Source organism: Haloarcula sebkhae, assembly GCF_014647415.1.
Taxonomy (GTDB): domain Archaea; phylum Halobacteriota; class Halobacteria; order Halobacteriales; family Haloarculaceae; genus Haloarcula; species Haloarcula sebkhae.
In genome coordinates this window covers 733,760-753,322 of sequence record NZ_BMPD01000001.1, presented here as the reverse complement: position 1 = coordinate 753,322, position 19,563 = coordinate 733,760, and the positions used below count along the sequence as shown (strand labels likewise).

The following is a 19,563-nucleotide window of genomic DNA, read 5'->3' as shown; positions in this document are numbered from 1 at the left end:
GCGGGTTCACCTGCATCGTCGCCAATTCTCTTAGCGAGCCAGACCGACTGCTCTGTGACGTGGGAATAGGGTTTGCACAATCACTGCACTCTCGCTTCAAATCCTTTCATGAATCGAACCATCGACGTCACCTGATTACACACAGGCAATCAGGCAGGTTCGAGACCCGTCACCTCGAACCGCGCGCCGCCGGCCTCGCTCTCGGTGGCTGTGACCGTCCACCCGTGGACCTCGGCGAGGCGCTGAACGATTTTGAGTCCGAACCCCGTCCCGTTCTCGCCGGTCGAGTAGCCCTCTTCGAACACCTGCTCGCGGTCGTCCTCCGGGATGCCCGGCCCGTCGTCGGCGACATAGAAACCGTGTCGGTCCGCGTCCTCGACGGTCCCGACTCGCACAGTTATGCTCTCGCCGTCGTGTTCCGCGGTGCGGCCGGACGGTGCCTGAGTGTCTGTGGACCCGTGTTCCACACTGTTGCGAACAAGGTTCGATAACAGCCGACGGAGTTTCGCCGTGTCTGCCCGAATCTGGCGGTCGTCCTCGACGACAAGCGTCGCCTGGGCTCCCTCAACGGTCTGCCAGCAGTCCTCGACGATGTCTGTGAGCGTGACGGATTCGAGGTCGGTCACCGTTTCGCCGGCTCGTGCGAAGGTCAAGAGGTCGTCTATCAGCGCTCGCATTCGCTCGTGGGCGCGCGATACTTTGTCGAGTGCGTCGCTGTCACATTCTGTTCTGGCCAGTTCCAGGTTCCCCTCCGCGACCGTCAGCGGGTTCCGGAGGTCGTGGCTGACGATGCTTGTAAACTCATCGAGGCGCTCGTTCTTTCGCTCCAGTTGCCGTTCGTACGCCCTGCGCTGTGAGATGTCCCGACCGATACCCACTGTCCCGGCTGTCGTTCCGTCAGAGTCGGTCAGCCGGGTTCCGGCAAACTCATACGGAATCCGCTCTCCATCGGCAGTCAGAATCTCCGCTTCAACAGTCACCCGGCCGCTGGTTCGCGTCTCATTTATTGCCGCAGCGATTGTCTCATGCTCGTCACCCGGGAAAAACTCGGAGACGGGCATATCGTCAATCTCGTCATTGCTGTATCCTGTGACTTCGGGGATGCGCTCGTTCCACCGCCGAAGGCTACCGTCCGTGTCGATGACGTAGAACAGGTCGTCAAGCGTATCGAGCGCCTGATCGATGAACTCGCGTTCCTCGCGGAGCTGGCGGTCACGGTGGAGGCGGTTAAGGGCCGCTGTCGCGTGGACCGAGAGCGTCCGCGCGAGTGTGATGTCCGTGTCATCGAACGCACCCGTCTCGCACGATCCGATGAGGAGGACACCGTGGTCCCCGAGCGGGAGGATGATCTCGCTGCGGATATCTGTCTCCGGATTGTACCGTCCTGGGATCGACGTGATATCGTCGTGGACCCGCGCTTCGCCGGTCTCGAAAACCTGCCACGCGAGCGATTCCCCAGCCTCAAACGCCGGTGGCGTGCCGAGGAGCTCCTCGACCTGTGCGGTCCAGGCGACCGGATACAGGCTGTCGCCGTCGGCGAAGTGGACACCGTTAGCCGGCATATTGAGAATGGCTCTGGCGGTGTCCACTGTGATCTGCGCAACTGCATCCTCAGTCGTGGCCCGCATGAACGCCCTGGCGGTGGAGTGTAGCTCCTCGATAGCACGTTCGCGCCGCGTGTTCTGTACGTGTTTGATGCCATCGACTGTCCGCTCGACGGCGTCGACGACGGTGTGTGCGAGTCGTGCGTACGGCTCGGCACCGCCGTCGACCCGGAGATAATCGGTGACACCGGCGGAAATCGCGTCGCTGGCGGCTGCTTCGTTCCCCTCGCTGGTGAACAGGATGAACGGAAGGTCCGGCGATCGCTTGCGGACCGCATCAAGGAATTCGACGCCGTTCTGCTCCGGCAGGTCGTAGCCGGCGACGACACAGTCGAACGCTTCACTGTCGAGCCGTTCGATGCCGTCGGCAACGTTCGTCGTTGTCTCGACCGTGATGCCACAGTGCTCCTGTTCCAGAGCGCTCGTGGCCGCTTCGACGACAGCCGGGTCGTCGTCGACGTGGAGAACGCGGATCCGGTCGGGCATTGGCTGCTAGCAGTGACAACTCCCGTATACACCTTCCGCCGTGAGTATCTCCGTTGAAAATCGGGTCGCGTCCGCTACTCGTCGTCCAGTTCGGCCTGCCACTCCTGTACTTTCGCCATCAGCTCGACCGGCGGCGTCTCGTTGACGTCTAATTCCGTCAGCTCCGACAGGACAGCCTCGGTCTCCGGGTCGAGCGACGCTGTTGCCTCGTCGCCCTCGGAGGCCTCAGCCACGGACTCGCCAAGCGCGTGTTCGGGGTCGCCGTCGGTCACCATCGGCTCAGTAGTCGAACCGGTCGACGTGCCCGCCGACTGGGCCGGCCCGTCCCTGAACTGCCCCGAATCCAGATCGAAGACGGCCTGTGTCGTCCCGCCGTCGTTCCCCTCGCTACCTCGAATCTCGATGGCCTTGTCGTCGCGTAGCCGGTCGAGTACTTCCTGTGAGCGGTCGACGACCGGTTCGGGGACGCCGGCGAGGTCGGCGACGTGGACGCCGTAGGAGCGGTCGGTCGGCCCGTTCCGGACCGTTCGCAGGAACGTCACGTCGCCGTCGCCCTCAGCGGAGCGGGGCTCGCCGTCGACCGCGACGTGGACGTTCTCGACGGTCGGCAGCTCCTCGCCCAGCGCCGTCAGTTCGTGGTAGTGGGTCGCAAACAACGTCTTCGACTGGATGGCGTTGACGATGTACTCCGTCGCTGCCCACGCGATTGAGATACCGTCAAAGGTAGCCGTCCCGCGACCCACCTCGTCCAGTATCACGAGTGATTCGTCGGTGGCTGAATGAAGGATGTTCGACAGTTCCTGCATCTCGACCATGAACGTCGAGCGGCCCTGTGCCAGTTCGTCCAGCGCGCCGACGCGGGTAAAGATACCGTCGACCATCCCAACCGTCGCTGACCGCGCTGGGACGAAACTGCCTACCTGTGCAAGCAGCGTGATGAGCGCCGCCTGACGCATGTACGTCGACTTCCCGCTCATGTTCGGGCCGGTGACGATGAGGAACTGCCGGTCGTCGTCCATGTAGAGGTCGTTCGGGACGAACTCCGTGGTCTGCTCGACGACCGGGTGGCGGCCGGCCTCGATGGACAGCTCGTTGCCGTCGACGACCGCCGGGCGAGTCCAGTCGTTCTCGACGGCGTGGACCGCAAGCGACGCGAACGCGTCCAGTTCCGCCAGCGTCCGACCCACGTCCTGCAGCAGCGTCGCACGCTCGGCCACCCGCGCTCGGAGTTCTTGGAACCGGTCGTACTCCATGTCGTGGCGGCGTTCCTCCAGACGCAGCACATCCCGTTCTTTCTCGTCGAGTTCTGGCGTCGTGTAGCGTTTGGAGTTTTTCAGCGTCTTGATGTGCTGGTACTTTTCAGGGACAGCGTCGGTCTCGCTCTTGCCGACCTGGATGTAGTAGCCGTCGGTCTTGTTCCGGTCGACCGAGAGGTGGGTGATGCCGGTCCGCTCCTTCTCACGGTCCGGCAGCGTTTCCAGCCACTCCAGCGCGGCTTCGTGCTCGTCGATGATCTCGTCGAGGCCGTCGTCGTACCCCCGTTTGAACAGGCCGCCCTGGCGCACCGTCCCCGGCGGGTCCGCGACCAGTGCGCTGTCCAACTCGGCGGCCAGCGAATCTGCCGCCTCGCGGTCGGCACCGTCGAGGGAATCAGCGAGGGGCGACCCGGCCAGCCGCTCGGTTTCGGTCACGGCGTCGGCGACCTGCCCCAACAGTGCCAGTGTCTCCTGCACTGCACGCAGGTCCCGCGCGTCCGCACTGCCCGACGTGGCCCGCGCGGCCAGCCGTTCGAGGTCGTAGGCGTCCGACAGCGTCTCCCGAATCCGCTCGCGGGCCATCGCCGCCTCCGACAGCGCCGCCACGCAGGACTGCCGGCGCTTAAGTTCGCCCCGGTTTCGCCGTGGTCGTTGGAGCCACTGCTGGAGCAGTCGCCCGCCGGCGGCCGTGACCGTGTGGTCGATCGTGTCGAACAGCGAGCCCGAGCTGTCGCCCTGCATCGTCTCGGTGAGTTCGAGGTTCCGCTGGGTCGTCGCGTCGAGGCCGACGTGATCGCGCTCCCCGTACGCTTGCAGGCGCGTGACCGCCGCCAGCGTGCCGACACCAGTGTCCTCAACGTAGGACAGCACCGCGCCGGCGGCCTGTAGCGCCACGTCTTGCTCGCCGATGCCGACGCTGTCGACCGTCTCACTACCGAACTGTTCGCGGACGGTGTGGCTCGCTCGACCCGGCTCGAACGACGCCGAATCGTGGAGCGTCAGCGCCGCGTCAGTCCGCTCGCGCAGGCGGTCCAGGAATTCGTCGTCGTTCCGGAGTTCCGGGCCGGGGAGAATCTCGGCCGGCCCGAACGTGTACAGTTCCGTCAGCGCCTCGCCCGCGTCGGCGTCGTCCAGTTGCGTGACCTGAAACTGGCCCGTGGTCACGTCCGTCGCGGCGATGCCATAGGTGTCGCTGCTGTTCCGGCTGGTCTCCCGGACCACCGCGGCGAGGTACTGCGCCGACTCGTCGCCGGTTTCCAGATGGGTGCCGGGCGTGACGACCCGCGTTATCTCGCGAGCGTGGCCGTTTTCGGTCTCGTGCTGGTCGGCGATAGCGACCCGGTAGCCCCGTTCGACCAGCGCGGAGACGTACGGCGTCAGGTCGTCGACTGGAACCCCCGCCATCGGGTACGACGAGCCGTGCGAGGATTTCTGGCTCACCTTCAGGTCGAGTTCGTTGGCGACGATCTCGGCGTCCTCGGCGAAAAATTCGTAGAAGTCGCCACACTGCATTGCCAGCAGGTCCGCGTCGGTCCCCTGCTTGAGTGTGAGGAACTCCCCGACGATTCCCGTCGCCTCTGTCATACACGTCCGTGTGGCCGTCCGCGGCGTAAGGATTGCGGGTCGGGAGAGCGGCCGCCGGGCGTAGCCAGTGAAGGGGCCACAGGCCGTAGGGCTGAGTATGAACGCAGCAGAGACCATCGAGGCGTACTACGCGGCGCTCCGGGCCGGCGAGCCGCTCGGCCCCTTCTTCGCCGACGATGCGGACCGCTCGGTGGTCAAGTTCGGTATCTCTGAACAACTGATCGGAACCGCCGCTATCAGGACAGGACTACGGGAACAGACCGAGACGACGACGGACTGGACTGTCGAGAGCCACGCGCTCCGGGTGACAGAACGCGAGGGCTACGCGTGGTTCAGCGACGACGTGGAACTGTGCTGGACCGACACCGAGAACGGGATCCGCCACGAATACGACACGCGCTGGAGCGGGGCGCTGGAAGCCACAGACGAGGCGCGCGAGTGGCAGTTCGTCGGGATGCACGTCAGCACCGCCGACGAGCTAGCTGAGTAGGCGGCCGCTAATCGCCGCCGAGCGTGGCGAAGACGAACTCGCTGTCGCTCCCCAGCGGGTCCGTCGCAGTGACGGTCTCCGTCTCGGTGAAGCCGGCGTCGGCCAACTGGTCGAGCGTCGCCCGCCGACCCGGCGCTGAGAAGAACATCGACCCGCCCATCCAGCCGCGACGGACGGTCTCGAACTGGCCGCTCGGCAGCGTCATCAACACGGTGCCGCCCGGCCGGAGTACACGGGCGAACTCCCGGTAGACGGCGGGGTGCTGGTCTCGCGGGACGTGAAAGACGGCGTGATAGGCCGTGATCGCGTCCACGCTGTCGGTTGCGATGGGGAGCGCCGTCACGTCACCCTGCACGAGCCGGCTCTCCGGCACTGTCTCGGCGGCGAGGTTCAGGCCCGCTCGCGAGAAGTCCAGACCGACACTATTCGACGGAAGGTTTGCAAGTGTCCGCGCGCCGTCGCCACAGCCCACATCGAGGACGGTCGGCGCTTCGGCGAGGCGTTCGAGTAGATCGTCGAGCAGGGCTGCGTCCGACCCGGTCGGATCGCGCCGTTCGGCGTAGGTCTCGGAGACGCTGTCCCACGCGCGGCGTACCTCGTTGCGGTCCATGTCTACACTATGTGTGCGAGCCGGATAGGCGTTCAGCTACCTCTCTACAGCCACCACCCTATTTCGACTGCAACGCGATATTCCGATGGTGTTCACTGATTCGTTGACCAACTGGTATGAAATATGGGTGAACTTTTATTACTTATCCGGGGGAGAGAAGAATCGATGTTTGAAGAAAGATCACAGCCCAAATCGAACCCGAGCCGCAGACAGTTCCTCGGTGGTGTCGGTTCGCTGCTTGCCGCGTCGGCATTCTCGGTTTCCGTCTCCGACGACGCTGCCGCACAGGTGACAGACGGCGACGACTCGGCCACACAGACCGTCTCGTCACCCAACGGGGCAGTAACACTCACTGTCGATGTCAGCGACGGTGTAGCAACCTACGAGGTTGCACACGACGGGACGGCCCTCATCGAGAAGTCGGAACTGGGCTTCGAGTTCCAGAATCAGGACACGTTCCGCTCGGGTCTGGCAGTCACCGGGAGCGAGCGAACCGAGGTCGATACCACTTGGACGCCGGCCTGGGACCGCTACGACGAGATTGAAGAGCGGTACACGGAACTCCGGCTGGGGGTTGTGGAATCGACCGGGGCAGACCGGTTCGGGACGCTCGTCTTCCGGGTGTTCGACGACGGCGTCGGCTTCCGGTTCGTCTTCGGGGAGCCGTTCGGCGACCAGTTCGTACTCACGTCTGAGAGGACCGAGTACAACTTCGCCGGGGACCACACTTCGTGGTGGATTCCCAACGACTACAACAACTTCGAGGTGGAGTACGAGGAGACGCCGCTGAGCGAGGTCGCCGGCAAACTGGACGGCACCGGCTTCGGCGGCATCCACACGCCGCTGACGATGCGGACCGACGACGGCCGCTACCTTGCCGTCCACGAGGCCGACCTCACGGACTACGCCTCGCTCGCGCTCGCACCGTCTGATGCCGGCGACACGACCTTCCAATCGACGCTCGCACCGCTACCTGACGGTACCAAGGTGTCAGCCTCGGCCCCGCACGTTACCCCGTGGCGAACGGTACAGGTTGGGACCAGCGCCGGCGACCTCGTCGAGTCGAACCTCGTCGTCAATCTCAACGAGGACTACGACGAGGCGGTGTTCACGCAGGGCGTCGACTGGATCGAGCCCCAGAAGTTCATCGGCGTCTGGTGGCTGATGATTACCGGTCGAGCGCAGTGGGAGTATCAGGGTCCACAGACCGGCAACCACGGCACACAGACCGGGCGCGCCACGCAGTACATGGACTTCGCCAGCGAGCATGACATCCCCGGCGTCCTCGTCGAGGGCTGGAACGAGGGCTGGTCGAGCTATCCGGGCGATGGCAGCAGTTTCGATTTCTCCACACCGTATCCGGACTTCGATCTGGCGGAAGTGACCGACTACGGCGCGAGCCTCGACCCGCCGACCCAGATGACGATGCACAACGAGACGGCAGGGGACTTCCGGAACTACGAATCACAGCTCGACGAGGCATTTTCGTTGTACGACGAGCTGGGCATCCGAACGATCAAGAGCGGCTACGTCTCCGACAGCGGCGACCTTGCGGGCGAGAGTTACAGCCACCACAACCAGATACTGGTCAACCACCACACGCTGGTCGCCGAGACGGCGGCGGCCAACCGACAGATGCTCGATATACACGAGCCGATTCATCCGACTGGCCGTCGGCGAACCTATCCAAACCTGATGACTCGTGAGGGGGTCAAAGGTCAGGAGTACGATGCCTTCGGCGACGTGAGTCCCGAGCACCACGTCACGTTCCCCTTTACGCGGATGCTGGGCGGGCCGGTGGAGTACACGCCAGGCATCTTCGACATAGACTCGGGGTCGGGTGGCATCGAGACCACGCGCGCCAAGCAACTGGCGATGTATCCGACGTACTTCAGCGGCCTCCAGATGGCCGCCGACCTGCCCAGTTCCTATCTGGCCGACCAGCCGTCGACGGCCGCCGTCGGCGAGGTCGCCCAGGCCGAATGGGGAGACCTCGACGGGTTCTCGACGGCCGCCCGCTGGGCCAACGCCCAGGGCGAGCAGTACGTCGCTATCGACCCCAACAGCGCCGCGCCCGGCGCGACTGTCTCCTGGTCCGTCGAAGGTGCGAGCGAGGGCGAGTACGACCTCCACTTCCGGTACGCCAGCGACGCCGAGGAGAACGCCGTCGGTCCGGATACTGACCGCACTGCGACGGTGCTGGTCAACGGCAGCGAGGCCGGCCAAGTCACGTTCCCACCCACCGACTACTGGGATGTCTGGGAGAGCGTCTCGACGACTGTCTCGTTGATGGGCGACGAGGACGAACTCGCCCTCTCGCTGACCAGCGAGGACACCGGCGGTTTCAATCTCGACTCGATGGCGGCCACCGAACCCGGCGCGTCGATGCCCGAACCTGAGACGGCGCCCATCCGCGGGGAGACCGTCGAGGAGTTCCAGTTTATCGAGGACGTGCCAGCCGCTGGCTGGGACGACACGCGAGTTATCGACGCCGAGATCGGCGACTACATGATTACGGCACGGCAGCAAGGCGACGAGTGGTACCTCGGTGCGATGACCGACGAAGGTGGCCGTGCTATCGACGTGCCTCTGTCGTTCCTCTCGTCCGCGTCGGACAGCAATGGACGGGGGCCGGGGAACGACAACGGCAAGAAGAACGGAACGGGCAACGGCCCCAACGGCTCGAAGTACGTCGCCGAAATCTACTCCGACGGCATCGACGCGGCCTACGACGAGAACCTGACCGACGTTCGCGTCGATGAGGCCGTCGTCACACCGGGGACGACCCTGCTCGCGTCGATGGTCGGCAGCGGCGGGACGGCCGTCCGCTTCCGCCCCGCTGAGGGCCAGGAGATCAACGACCTGCCGGAGTACGAGCGACCCGAACAGAATGTCGATGTCGATATCAGCGACGAGGTGTTCATTCAGGAGCCGTTCATCCGGGCTACCGGGCGCAACGACGGGGTGTTCATTGGCGGGACCACGGTGACGCTCCGTGTCGACGGTGAGGCTGTCGGGACGGAGAACGTCCGCTTCCCGCCCAACGCCAGCGACGCCACCTACGACTTCGGCTACAGCATCGACGCAGCCGGCGACTACGACGTGTCAGTCGCGCTCCCGGACGGCACGACGCTCGCCAGCGGAACGGTGACGGTCAAGCCGCCGGCGACGGTGGCCGAACTCGCTGACCCGTCCGGCGACGACACCGGCCCCGGCGGCTACACGTATCCGACCAGCGGTGACTTCGAGGACGGCGCGTTCGATCTGGAGTCGCTGACGGTCGAACAGACGCCGAGCCTCCATCGCTTCACCTTCGAGGTGGCGACTCTCTACAACGCCTTCGGCAGCAGCCGCGGCTTCTCGCCGCAGTGGTTCGTCCTCTGGCTGCGCGACCCGACCGCCGACAGCGGGTCGACGAGTAGCCTCGACGACCTCGGTGCGAACGTCGACTTCGAGGACCCGTGGCAGTACCGCATCGAAATCAGCGGCTTCTCGAAGAGCGCGGTCGATGCCAGCGGCACGGCGCTGACCGACGCCGACGGGGACGCGGTCTCACTCGGCGAGGCCGTCGACGTGGACGCTGGGACAGTCACGCTCTCTCTCGATAGGGAAGCCGTCGGCGGCACTGACGCGGAGGATCTGGAAGTCGTCGCGATGGTGCAGTCCGAGGACCGCGGGTCGCTGCGCCCCGTCGCCGAAGAAGCCGAGGGCTACGTCTTCGGCGGTGCCAAGCCGGACGCGGTCGAGAACGCTCCGCGTATCATGGACCTGACGACGCCTGAGGGCGTCAGCCAGTCCGACGCGCTAGCCTACAGCGCCGATTCGCAGCCGACGCTGCCGTTCGTCTCGCTCGATTAGTCCTCGGCGAGCGCGTCAATCGCCGCGTCGAGGGTGAAATTCCCCTCGTAGAGCGCGCTGCCGACGACGACGGCGGCGGCTCCAGCCGACCGAAGCGCAAGCACGTCGTCGATGGTCGCGACACCGCCGCTTGCGATGACAGGGATATCGACGCTGTCGACTAGACGACGAACGGGGTCGGTTCGCACTCCGTCCAGTTGTCCCTCCACGTCCACGTCGGTGAACAGGATGCCACCCGCCCCGAGGTCGGCGTACCGCTCGGCAGCCTCGGCGGGGTCCAGACCGGTCCCCTCGGTCCAGCCCGACACCACGACCTCGCCGTCCCTCGCGTCGAGGCTCACGAGGACACTGCCGGGGTGTTCGTCGCTGATTTCGTCGACGATCTCTGGCGTCTCGACGGCGGCGGTCCCGAGGATGACGCGGTCAAGCCCGCGGTCAAGCAGCGAGATGGCGTCCTCGGCGGTCCGGATGCCGCCGCCGAGTTGCACGTCCACGTCGGCTCCCACCGCGTCGAGGACGGCGTCGATGGCTGCCGCGTTCTGTCGCTCGCCCTCGAACGCGCCGTCGAGGTCGACGAGATGGAGTGTCCGCGCACCGGCGTCCACCCACCGCTGTGCGGCCTCGACTGGGTCACCGTAGGTTTTCTCCGTGCCGCGTTCGCCGCCGACCAGCTGGACCACCTGTCCGTCCTGCATGTCGACCGCGGGAACGACCTCGAACTCGGGATACATGGCCGGTGGTCCGGCGGCAGCCGTCGAAAGCGTGTCGGTCCGATACGTACAGGCGGCTGTCTGACCCAGTGTACCCCCATGCTTTTACGCCGTGATAGGAAAGGTCAGCTATGGTTCTGGCAACAGCTGTCCTCACACCGCTCGCCCGTCGGCTCGAAGCAATCATGTTCGGGCGGTACGAGCGCGAATACCAACTCTTCGAACAGGCCGTGCTGGTCGTCGCTGTCGGGCTGGCGCTGGCCTGGGGACTGGCCGCGTTCGGTGTTTTGCCGCTCGGTGCTGGCACGGAGTCACTACTTGCGACCGCTGCGAGCATCGCTATTTCGGCGTTCGTCGTTGTTGGCTTGCTGCAGTTCCTCGTCCTCGCGAACGTTCTCGAGCGGACAAACGAGGATGTCGCTACCAAAGCCGCTGAACTCGAAGAGGCAGCCGAGCAACTAGAGACGACTGCCGAGGAGCTAGAGACGACCGCCGACGAGGTCGAAAACGCCGCTGAAACGGTTGACGAGGCTGCAGAGGACGTCGAGCAGACAGCGGACGAAGTCGAGCAGACGGCCGACGAGGTGGAACAGACCGCGGGTGAGGTGGAAGAAACCGTCGACGAAGTCGAACAGACAGCCGAGGAGGTCGAGCAGACGGCCGACGAAGTCGAACAGACTGCGACCGAGACCGGCGACGAAGACGCCGCCGAGAAGGTCACCGAGGTCAAGGACAAGACGACCGAAGTCAAGGACAAGACAACTGAAGTCAAAGACAAGACGACTGAGGTCAAGGACAAGGCGACGGAAGCGAAAGACAGGACGACCGAAGTGAAAGACAAGACCACGGAGGTCAAGGACAAGACCAGCGACGCGAAACAGACCGCCGAATCAGTCACTGACGAGGTCGAAGCGGCCAAGGAGACGGCGAGCGAGGTCGAGGAGACCGCGGCGGAGGTCGAAGAGACGATGCCGGCCGACGACGAGCACCTCGCTGACGAGGCCGGCGAGGCCGACACCGACGACGAGGGCTCTAACGAGCCATCGCCGTAGCAGCAGGCGCTACGTGATGAATAACCTGTTCGGTACGTTTTAACCCAGTGAGGGACTGGCACCTGTATGGTCGAAGTCCTCTTTGCACTCGGTGTTCTGGTGGCCATCTTCGTCGGATTCAATATCGGGGGATCTTCGACGGGTGTCGCGTTCGGGCCCGCAGTCGGGTCAGATACGCTTTCGAAACTGTCCGCGGCGGCCCTGATGACTATCTTTGCCTTGGCTGGCGGACTCATCGTCGGGCCGGAAGTCGTCGAAAGCCTCGGCAGCGACCTCGTCGAGACTGCCTTCTCGCCGCTCATCAGCATCGTCGTGCTGTTTTTCATCGGCGTCGCGCTGTTTCTCTCGAACGTGGTCGGCGTTCCGGCGTCGACCTCGATGACGGCCGTCGGCGCAATCGCTGGTCTCGGACTCGCTCGTGGGACGCTAAACGCCGCCCTGATGCTCGAAATCGTCTCGTGGTGGCTCGTCTCCCCGATCATCGCCTTCTGGGTCAGCGGCGTCATCGGCCGGTACTTCTACCCGCGTCTCGTCGAGTGGTTTGCTGTCTCCCAGAGCGAGGGATCGCTGCTGGATTTCGACCGCTCGGGCGCGATACCCCGCCCCGCTCTCGGTGAGAACACGACACAGCGGGAGTTCGTCGGAACCGTCGTCGTCATCGGTATCGGCTGTTACATGGCCTTTTCTGCGGGCGCGTCGAACGTCGCCAACGCCGTCGCCCCCCTCGTCGGGAACGGCTCGCTGGAGATGTACCCGGCTATCCTGCTCGGCGGTGGTGCCATCGGCCTCGGTGCGTTTACAATCGCCCGCCGGACGATGGACACGGTCGGCAACGACCTGACCGACCTCCCGCTGGTCGCCGCAATCGTCGTCGCGGCAGTCGCCTCCACCATCGTTACCTTCCTCTCCGCGCTGGGTATCCCGGCGAGTTTCGTCATCATCGCCACGATGAGCATCGTCGGGCTCGGCTGGGGCCGTGCAACGCGAACGACGAGCCTCTCCGACACTGTGCAAGGCGAGGCACCCGTCGCGTCTGTCGGCGCGCTGACCACCGACGCGGAAGCCGCGGATGCGCCAACCGTCGGCGGAAAAAAAGGGACGCCGAAGCCGGCCGAGACCGAACCCATCGGCGAGGAATCGCGGGAGGACATCCCGTCGGCGTCGGATCTGTTCGAACCCGGGACCACTGCCAGAGTGATCTTCCTCCAGAACGTCGTCCCGTCGATTGCGACGCTCGCGGCCTATCTGGTGTTCAGGTTTCTGCCGATCGCCTGAGCAATAATCGGCCCCGAACAACTGCCGTCAGTTCTCGACGAATCCCCGCGTTGTCCCTCATTATTTTGCACGGCCTAAAACCGAAGGGCAAAGTCTAACAGGGCGGGGTTCGAACCAATCAGGTGATGCCCACGGTAGAGTACCTTAACTACGAAGTAGTGGACGATAACGGCTGGGACATGTACGACGACGACGTCTTCGGAGAGGCGTCGGATATGGACCTCGACGACGAGGACTACGGGTCCCTCGAGGTGAACGAAGGCGAGTACATCCTGGAAGCCGCCGAGGCACAGGGCTACGACTGGCCCTTCTCGTGTCGCGCCGGTGCCTGTGCGAACTGTGCCGCCATCGTTCTCGAAGGCGACATCGACATGGACATGCAGCAGATCCTCAGCGACGAGGAAGTCGAAGACAAGAACGTTCGCCTGACCTGTATCGGCAGCCCGGACGCCGACGAGGTCAAGATCGTCTACAACGCCAAGCACCTCGATTACCTGCAGAACCGCGTCATCTAACGCGGCTCCTGCAGCGCACTACACTTTCTTCTTCCAGCAGCGACTGCGTCCGACAGCCGTCGTACCGGAACCATTAGGGGAACCCCTGTACTGCGTATAGCCGTGCTCGGGTCGATACCGGACCTGCTTCGGCTGGTCGCCGTCCCGGTGTTCGGGTGGGCGGCCTACCGCGACGTGAAAACCCGCCGGGTGCCGAACCGGACCTGGACCCCGCTTGCCGTGCTGGCGGTCGTCCTCCTGCTGTGGGACGCCTACACCGTCTGGGCCGGCCCGACAGCGGTCGGCCAGCGGCTGTTCTTCATCAGAGTCGCGATCAGTCTCGGCTTCGTCATCCCGCTGTCGTACGGCTTCTGGCTCATCGGCGGCTTCGGCGGTGCTGACGCGAAGGCGTTCATGCTCGTCGCCGTCCTCTTTCCCGTCTATCCGGTGTACTATCTCCCTGGCGTCGCCCTCCCGCTTCAGCAGACCGCTATCGGCGTCTTCTCGCTGACAGTGCTCTCGAACACCGTGCTTGCCGGCGTCGTCTACCCGCTGGCCGTTGCCGCCGGGAACCTCGCCCGGGGACGGTTTTCGCTGGCGATGTTCATCGGACGGCCCGTCGCCGCCGCCAACGTCACAGAGGAGTACGGCCGGCTGCTCGAATCGCCCGACGGGTTCGACCGCGGCGGCCTCGATCTCGACGCGCTCCGGATGTACCTCCAGTGGCGCGGCTGCTCGCTCGCCGATATTCGTGCCGACCCCGAACAGCATCGGCTTCCAAGCTCTCTACCGGCGGTCCCGAACGATCCCGGCGACGGCTCGCTGGCGACCGACGGCGGCGGCCCGGTGGCCGGCGACGGGACAAGCGGTCGTGGTGACGATGCCACGACGGATGCAGTGACTGACGCCACCGACCAGATCGACGATCCGTGGGGTGCCGAGCGGTTCCTCGCGGATATCGACCACTCGGCATACGGCACGTCGCCGGCTCAGCTCCGGGACGGGCTGGACGTGCTTGCCGAACAGGACGAGGTGTGGATATCGCCGGGGATTCCGTTCCTCGTCCCGATGTTCGCCGGACTGGTCGTCTCGCTCACCTACGGCGACGTGCTGTTCTCGCTGTTGCAGGCGGTCGGGCTGGCCTGACTCCTGACAGCAGAAGACCTATTTTGCGGACACGCCTCGGCCCGAGTATGACCGATGTCGACCTCGCCTTCGACGAGCAGGAGTACATCCCGGCGGTCGCTCAGGACGCCGACTCCGGTGAGGTACTCATGCTCGCCTACGTCACCGAGGAAGCGCTTCGGAAGACCCGCGAGACGGGGGAAGCCCACTACTACTCGCGGAGCCGGGACGAACTCTGGCACAAGGGCGGGACGAGCGGCCATACACAGGCCGTCGAAGAAGTGCGGGTCGACTGCGACGGGGACGCGTTGCTGTACATCGTTGACCAGACCGGCGGCGCCTGCCACACCGGCTACGAGTCCTGCTTCCACCGGACTGTCGACGGCGAGACGGTCGGTGAGCAAGTGTTTGATCCCGACAACGTGTACTGATGGTGCGACCTGACACTGAGATCGAAAGCGGCGCGGGACCCCCCGACGCCGTGGAGCAACTCGAACAGGCCGCCGACGCGTACGCCCGGGCACAGGCACGCGTCGAGGAAATCGGCGCGGACGCACTCCGTGACTGCCGTGAGATCTACCGCGAACTGTGGAACCTGCTCGAAAGCTACGACGGCCGGGCGACCGGTGGTGGCGACTTCGAGGCGTTCATGGAGTTTCAGGGTCAGGTCGGGACGCTGACCGATGACCTCCCCGAGGAGTTGCCCGAACGGGAGACCTTCGAAGAAATCGACGATTTCCTCCAGCAACGGCGGCTCACCGAGGATGATTTCGAGCAGGCCCGACAGATGCTCTCTCCCATCGGTGACCTCGTCGGGCGACTGGACGAACTCGATGACGCACGTGAGCAGTACAAGAAAGCCCGAACGGACGCAGGGCGTCGGCGCGACGAACTGCGCGACCGCATCGACGACCTCGAACGCCTCCAGCGGCTCGGCGACGCCGACCTCGACGCGCCGGTCGAGCGTCTCCGTGAGCCAATCGAGCGCTACAACGACGCCGTCACCGAGGCGTTCACCGAGTTCAGGCGCAACACGCCGGCCCGAGACGTTCTGGCCGTCATCGAACGGGCGGACGCGTACCCGCTCGTCGAGTTCCAGTCCCCGCCCTCGGAGCTGCTGACGTACGTCCGCGAGCACGACGCTGGGACCGAGCCGATTCCGAAACTACTGGAGTACGCCGACTACTCCGCCTCGAAACTGGACCACTACGTCGACGACGCCGCAGCGCTTCGCAGCGCCGTCGCCACCCGACAGACGTACCTTCGGCGGCTTGACGCCGAACCGGTGCGGATCGACTGGCCGCCGCCGGCGGCCGACGCCCTGCCGTGGTATTGCCGTGAGTACCGCTCAGTTGTCGCCCGCTTCGCCGACGAGTCGGTCGTCGCCGCGCTCCGGGACGTGCGTGGACTCGCGGAGCGAGACGACTACGAGCGGCTTCGGGAGAGCGCCGTCGCTCGCTCGGAACTCACAGAAACGGAGCGCGAACGGCTCGCAAGCGGTGCTGTCGAGCAAGAACTGTCGGCTGCCCGTGAGGCCAGAGCAGCTATCGAGGACGCGCTGGACACTTATTCGTCGCTGTAGGTATTCGTCCGCTGGGTCGCCCGGCTGACCATCGTTTCGGCGAGTTCTTCGGCGCGGTCGAGCGTGCGCGCTTCGGCGTAGACGCGGACGACGGGCTCCGTCCCGGACGGTCGGGCAAGTACCCAGCCGTCGCCGTAGTCGAGGCGGTAGCCGTCTGTCGTATCGAGGTCGGCCGTCGCCTCGTTCGCATGGGCCTCGATACCTTCGAGCATTGATTCGCGCTCTTCCTCGGTCTCGTATTCGAGGTTCCGACGGACGTTGTAGTAGTCGTCGTAGTCCGCAGCAACCTCGCTTGCAGGCCGGTCAGCGACGAGTTCGAGGAACTTCGCGGCGGTGAACGCGCCATCTCTGGCGATGCGGTAGTCGGGGAAGAGGATGCCGCCGTTGCCTTCGCCAGCAATCGCGACGTGGGTCCCCTCGTTTTGCAGTTTGCGGATGCGGCTGACGATGTATGTCGACCCGATGGGGGTCAGTGAGAGGGTCGCACCGGCGTCCTCGACGACGTCGACAAGTCGCTGGGAGGCATTGACCGCCGAGACGACGCCGTCGCCGGACTCGATTTTCGCCGCCGCGAGCGCGGCCAGCGCGGCATCGCCTTCGATGTGTGTGCCGGTCTCGTCGACGAACATCCCACGGTCGGCGTCGCCGTCGTGGGCGAATCCGAGGTCGGCGTCGGTCGCGCGAACGAACGCCCGCAGGTCTTCGAGGTTTTCGGCGACGGGTTCGGGGTCGCGGCCGGGGAAGTGACCGTCGGGCTGGCTGTTGACGGTGTGGACTTCACAGCCGAGCTCGCGGAACAGGTCGGGGCTCGTGAGGGAGCCGGCACCGTGGCCGGAGTCGACGACGATGGTGAGGTCGGCGTCGGCAATACGGTCGCGGTCGACGGCGGAAAGCACCTGCTCGCGGTATCGGCGGCGAGCGCTGTCGATGGCGGTGTCGGACCCGACAGTCTCCCAGTCCGCGTAGTTTGGAGTGTCGTCCCGGAGCGACTGTTCGACGTGGTCGAGCGTACTCCGTGTCAGTTCGACACCGTCCGCGCCAATGAGCTTCACACCATTGTACGCGGCCGGATTGTGACTCGCGGTAATCATCACGCCCGGAACTCCCTCGCGCTCGCAGTAGGCCTGCAACCCAGGTGTCGGCACGACGCCGAGCCGGTCGACATCGAACCCAACGGTCGTCAGGCCGCTGGTCGCGGCATTGATGAACGTCCGCCCGGTCGTCCGCGTGTCCCGGGCGATTGCCACACGGTCGTGGTCGTCACGCCAGACGTCCCCGGCGGCCTGTGCAACCCGAAGGACGTACCGCGGTGTCAGCTCGTCGCCCGCGACACCCCGGACGCCACTCGACCCGAACACTTGCATTCGAGCGAGTGTCTGATGCGGAGGGGCTTAGGAATGTCGCTGTCCGAATTCAACAATCATTAGCCCCGTGACCGTGCAGTAAGCGTATGGCAAACGACGAACTCATCGCGGCGCTGCGAGACGCTGACGCCGTCAAATTCGGGGAGTTCGAACTCTCCCACGGCGGCACGTCGAACTACTACGTCGACAAGTACGTCTTCGAGACCAACCCCGACTGTCTGGACCTCATCGCCGGGGCCTTCGCCGAGCGCATCGCCGAGTGGGACACGGACGCCACGCTGGCCGGTGTCGCCCTCGGTGCAGTTCCGCTGGTCGCGGTCACCAGTGTCGAAACCGACATTCCATACGTCATCGCCCGCAAGCAGGCCAAGGAGTACGGAACGGGCAACCGAATCGAAGGGGACCTGACCGACGGTGAGGAGGTCATCATCCTCGAAGACATCGCCACGACCGGCCAGAGCGCGGTCGACGCCGCTGAGGCGCTCCGCGAGGCCGGCGCTGTCGTCAACCGCGTGCTCGTCGTCGTCGACCGCGAGGAAGGGGCCAGCGAGAACCTCGCCGACCATGACCTCGAACTGTCGTCGCTCGTGACCGCCTCTGACCTGCTCGCCGACGCGCCCGACGACATCGACGTGTAGCGCTGGCCGGAACGCTTTCGCCCCTGCGCAGCCGGAACACACCACCGATGTGTTCTTGACGCTGGCTCGCCTACATATGTGTGCAATGGCCAATCTCGAACTCTACGAACTCGAAGGCTGTCCGTACTGTGCAAAGGTAATCAAGAAACTCGACGAGCTGGGCCTCGACTATGAATCACACATGGTTCCGCGGTCCCACGGCGAGCGGACCGAAGTGAAGGAGGTTTCGGGCCAGACTGGCGTGCCGGTTCTCGTCGACAAGGACAACGGCGTCGACGGGATGCCCGAATCCGACGACATCGTCGAGTATCTCGAAGAGACATACGGGCAGTAAACCCGGCGCTTGCGGTGGTTCTCGTTTTCACTTGGCAGCAACGACGGTAAGCGACCGCTCAGGCGACCTCTTCGCGGTCCTCGCCACGCTCCATAATCAGGTCGCGCAGATCGATGGCGTCCTCAATGTTCTCCATCTCCTCTTTCTCGATGAGCGCGGTCCCTTCGACAGACTCCCGCCGAAGTTCGTCGACGACGTACACCGACCGGGTCCGGGTCACCTCGCCGACTGAGGACATGATTCGGGCCCGTTTCTCGGCCGTTTCGGTGAACGCCGAATGGCCGGCAAGGACCTGCCCGTGCTCGTCCTCGCTCTCGTTGACGCTCTTGAACGGCGCGCGGTCCGTCGGGTGGACCTCGAAGCCGATACGGGTGAACACCGTCACAATCGGCTCGTCCTCCGGTGCAACATCGGGGTCGTCCGGTGTCGGCTCGTCGTCTCGGACCTCTTCGGCGCCTTCGAGGACGCTCACCGGCGAGGTCAGCGGCGCGTCGAACAGGTCTTCGAGTTCGGCGGCCACCTCGACGGACGCGTCCATCCCGTCCTCGTATTTCGAGACTGTCCGCCGGGAGACGCCCAGTTCCTTCGCCAGGCGGCCCAGCGACCAGTCGCGGTCCTCGCGCACGTCGGCGAGAATCTCGGAGTCGATGTTGACGTAGAGTCCACCCGGTGCGGCGTAGATGAGCGGCGGGACCTCCTCGACGAACAGGTCCATTGCGGTGTCGGGCGACAGCACGGGGACGCCGTGCCGGAAGTAGACGACACCGGGTTTCAGCTCCTCGTCGCGCGTTCGGAGGCCGATCACGATTGGGGTGGCATTCAGATACGTGCCCAGTCGCCGCATCTCGCCTCCGGTCTGTGCATCGAAGGCGTCGATGTTGCCCAGTATCTTCAGGAGCAACACGTCCTCACCGCGACGGGCAGCGATGTCGAAACTCTTCGGCCGAATCGCACAGCGGTCGCTGACGAGGAAGCCAGCGTCTTCGAGCATCGCCATGACGTTTTCCACCAGCGCCGACCGTGACATAGTACTCTGTACCTCTACTGAGTCTAGCCCGCTCACCCATTATATGTATTGCGCCGTCCGTTTCCTCTCAGGCT

16 protein-coding genes are annotated in these 19,563 nt (G+C 64.9%); 10 read left to right on the top strand and 6 right to left on the bottom strand.

From position 1 onward, the window contains the following. Positions 1-149: 149 nt before the first annotated feature. Both IEY38_RS03945 and mutS read right to left on the bottom strand, forming a co-directional pair. On the bottom strand, positions 150-2,090 hold the full coding sequence (locus tag IEY38_RS03945; RefSeq protein ID WP_188975488.1) for a hybrid sensor histidine kinase/response regulator: 1,941 nt from the start codon (positions 2,088-2,090) through the stop codon (positions 150-152). Between the two features lie 74 nt (positions 2,091-2,164). Next, positions 2,165-4,930 carry a DNA mismatch repair protein MutS gene (gene mutS / locus IEY38_RS03940; protein WP_188975486.1) on the bottom strand — a complete coding sequence of 922 codons (2,766 nt, stop codon included), beginning with the start codon at positions 4,928-4,930 and terminating at the stop codon, positions 2,165-2,167. Between the two features lie 97 nt (positions 4,931-5,027). On the opposite strand from mutS, the gene IEY38_RS03935 reads away from it, so the two are divergent. Further along, a complete protein-coding gene (locus IEY38_RS03935) occupies positions 5,028-5,420 on the top strand; it encodes a nuclear transport factor 2 family protein (RefSeq protein ID WP_188975484.1) in 393 nt (130 codons plus the stop codon). Between the two features lie 7 nt (positions 5,421-5,427). Here the strand turns inward: IEY38_RS03935 and IEY38_RS03930 are convergent, their stop codons facing one another. Further along, entirely contained in the window at positions 5,428-6,030 is a 603-nt protein-coding gene (locus tag IEY38_RS03930; RefSeq protein ID WP_188975481.1) for a class I SAM-dependent methyltransferase, read from the bottom strand. A 165-nt stretch (positions 6,031-6,195) separates the two neighbouring features. Here IEY38_RS03930 and IEY38_RS03925 point away from each other — a divergent pair, with 165 nt between their 5' ends. Next, positions 6,196-9,888, top strand: coding sequence for a glycoside hydrolase family 97 catalytic domain-containing protein (locus IEY38_RS03925; RefSeq protein ID WP_188975479.1), 3,693 nt, complete (start codon positions 6,196-6,198; stop codon positions 9,886-9,888). Here IEY38_RS03925 and hisA read toward each other — a convergent pair. Then, a complete protein-coding gene (hisA, locus tag IEY38_RS03920; protein WP_188975477.1) occupies positions 9,885-10,619 on the bottom strand; it encodes a 1-(5-phosphoribosyl)-5-[(5-phosphoribosylamino)methylideneamino]imidazole-4-carboxamide isomerase in 735 nt (244 codons plus the stop codon). The genes IEY38_RS03925 and hisA overlap by 4 nt on opposite strands. A gap of 110 nt (positions 10,620-10,729) precedes the next feature. Between hisA and IEY38_RS03915 the strand changes: the two genes are divergently transcribed. The 6 genes from IEY38_RS03915 to IEY38_RS03890 all read left to right on the top strand — a co-directional run bounded on the left by IEY38_RS03915 (position 10,730) and on the right by IEY38_RS03890 (position 16,126). Next, positions 10,730-11,650 (top strand): hypothetical protein, encoded by a 921-nt coding sequence (locus IEY38_RS03915; RefSeq protein WP_188975475.1) that lies wholly within the window; start codon positions 10,730-10,732, stop codon positions 11,648-11,650. 66 nt (positions 11,651-11,716) lie between these two features. Next, a complete protein-coding gene (locus IEY38_RS03910; protein ID WP_170096724.1) occupies positions 11,717-12,925 on the top strand; it encodes an inorganic phosphate transporter in 1,209 nt (402 codons plus the stop codon). 125 nt (positions 12,926-13,050) lie between these two features. Continuing rightward, positions 13,051-13,440 (top strand): ferredoxin Fer1, encoded by a 390-nt coding sequence (gene fer1, locus IEY38_RS03905; RefSeq protein ID WP_004959486.1) that lies wholly within the window; start codon positions 13,051-13,053, stop codon positions 13,438-13,440. 102 nt (positions 13,441-13,542) lie between these two features. Then, entirely contained in the window at positions 13,543-14,565 is a 1,023-nt protein-coding gene (locus IEY38_RS03900; protein ID WP_188975473.1) for an A24 family peptidase, read from the top strand. Between the two features lie 47 nt (positions 14,566-14,612). Beyond that, a complete protein-coding gene (hisI, locus tag IEY38_RS03895; RefSeq protein WP_005537018.1) occupies positions 14,613-14,975 on the top strand; it encodes a phosphoribosyl-AMP cyclohydrolase in 363 nt (120 codons plus the stop codon). Continuing rightward, complete coding sequence (locus IEY38_RS03890; RefSeq protein WP_188975471.1) at positions 14,975-16,126, top strand: DUF7118 family protein; 1,152 nt, start codon at positions 14,975-14,977, stop codon at positions 16,124-16,126. The genes hisI and IEY38_RS03890 overlap by 1 nt, the downstream gene beginning before the upstream one ends. Here the strand turns inward: IEY38_RS03890 and glmM are convergent. Then, complete coding sequence (gene glmM, locus IEY38_RS03885) at positions 16,111-17,490, bottom strand: phosphoglucosamine mutase (protein ID WP_188975469.1); 1,380 nt, start codon at positions 17,488-17,490, stop codon at positions 16,111-16,113. The two genes, IEY38_RS03890 and glmM, sit on opposite strands and share 16 nt — an antisense overlap. Positions 17,491-17,576: 86 nt before the next feature. Here glmM and pyrE point away from each other — a divergent pair, with 86 nt between their 5' ends. Next, positions 17,577-18,128: an orotate phosphoribosyltransferase gene (gene pyrE, locus IEY38_RS03880; protein ID WP_004959471.1), complete on the top strand. Its 552-nt coding sequence runs from the start codon at positions 17,577-17,579 to the stop codon at positions 18,126-18,128. 85 nt (positions 18,129-18,213) lie between these two features. After that, on the top strand, positions 18,214-18,462 hold the full coding sequence (locus tag IEY38_RS03875) for a glutathione S-transferase N-terminal domain-containing protein (RefSeq protein ID WP_004590529.1): 249 nt from the start codon (positions 18,214-18,216) through the stop codon (positions 18,460-18,462). Between the two features lie 58 nt (positions 18,463-18,520). Here the strand turns inward: IEY38_RS03875 and IEY38_RS03870 are convergent, their stop codons facing one another. Then, a complete protein-coding gene (locus IEY38_RS03870; RefSeq protein ID WP_170096730.1) occupies positions 18,521-19,489 on the bottom strand; it encodes a transcriptional regulator in 969 nt (322 codons plus the stop codon). Positions 19,490-19,563: the final 74 nt, after the last annotated feature.

Excerpts from the sequence above, each read along its gene's own strand:
- IEY38_RS03945 (WP_188975488.1), bottom strand. The coding sequence starts at position 2,090 with ATGCCCGACCGGATCCGCGTTCTCCACGTCGACGACGACCCGGCTGTC.
- mutS (WP_188975486.1), bottom strand. The coding sequence starts at position 4,930 with ATGACAGAGGCGACGGGAATCGTCGGGGAGTTCCTCACACTCAAGCAG.
- IEY38_RS03935 (WP_188975484.1), top strand. The coding sequence starts at position 5,028 with ATGAACGCAGCAGAGACCATCGAGGCGTACTACGCGGCGCTCCGGGCC.
- IEY38_RS03930 (WP_188975481.1), bottom strand. The coding sequence starts at position 6,030 with ATGGACCGCAACGAGGTACGCCGCGCGTGGGACAGCGTCTCCGAGACC.
- IEY38_RS03925 (WP_188975479.1), top strand. The coding sequence starts at position 6,196 with ATGTTTGAAGAAAGATCACAGCCCAAATCGAACCCGAGCCGCAGACAG.
- hisA (WP_188975477.1), bottom strand. The coding sequence starts at position 10,619 with ATGTATCCCGAGTTCGAGGTCGTTCCCGCGGTCGACATGCAGGACGGA.
- IEY38_RS03915 (WP_188975475.1), top strand. The coding sequence starts at position 10,730 with ATGGTTCTGGCAACAGCTGTCCTCACACCGCTCGCCCGTCGGCTCGAA.
- IEY38_RS03910 (WP_170096724.1), top strand. The coding sequence starts at position 11,717 with ATGGTCGAAGTCCTCTTTGCACTCGGTGTTCTGGTGGCCATCTTCGTC.
- fer1 (WP_004959486.1), top strand. The coding sequence starts at position 13,051 with ATGCCCACGGTAGAGTACCTTAACTACGAAGTAGTGGACGATAACGGC.
- hisI (WP_005537018.1), top strand. The coding sequence starts at position 14,613 with ATGACCGATGTCGACCTCGCCTTCGACGAGCAGGAGTACATCCCGGCG.
- IEY38_RS03890 (WP_188975471.1), top strand. The coding sequence starts at position 14,975 with ATGGTGCGACCTGACACTGAGATCGAAAGCGGCGCGGGACCCCCCGAC.
- glmM (WP_188975469.1), bottom strand. The coding sequence starts at position 17,490 with ATGCAAGTGTTCGGGTCGAGTGGCGTCCGGGGTGTCGCGGGCGACGAG.
- pyrE (WP_004959471.1), top strand. The coding sequence starts at position 17,577 with ATGGCAAACGACGAACTCATCGCGGCGCTGCGAGACGCTGACGCCGTC.
- IEY38_RS03875 (WP_004590529.1), top strand. The coding sequence starts at position 18,214 with ATGGCCAATCTCGAACTCTACGAACTCGAAGGCTGTCCGTACTGTGCA.
- IEY38_RS03870 (WP_170096730.1), bottom strand. The coding sequence starts at position 19,489 with ATGTCACGGTCGGCGCTGGTGGAAAACGTCATGGCGATGCTCGAAGAC.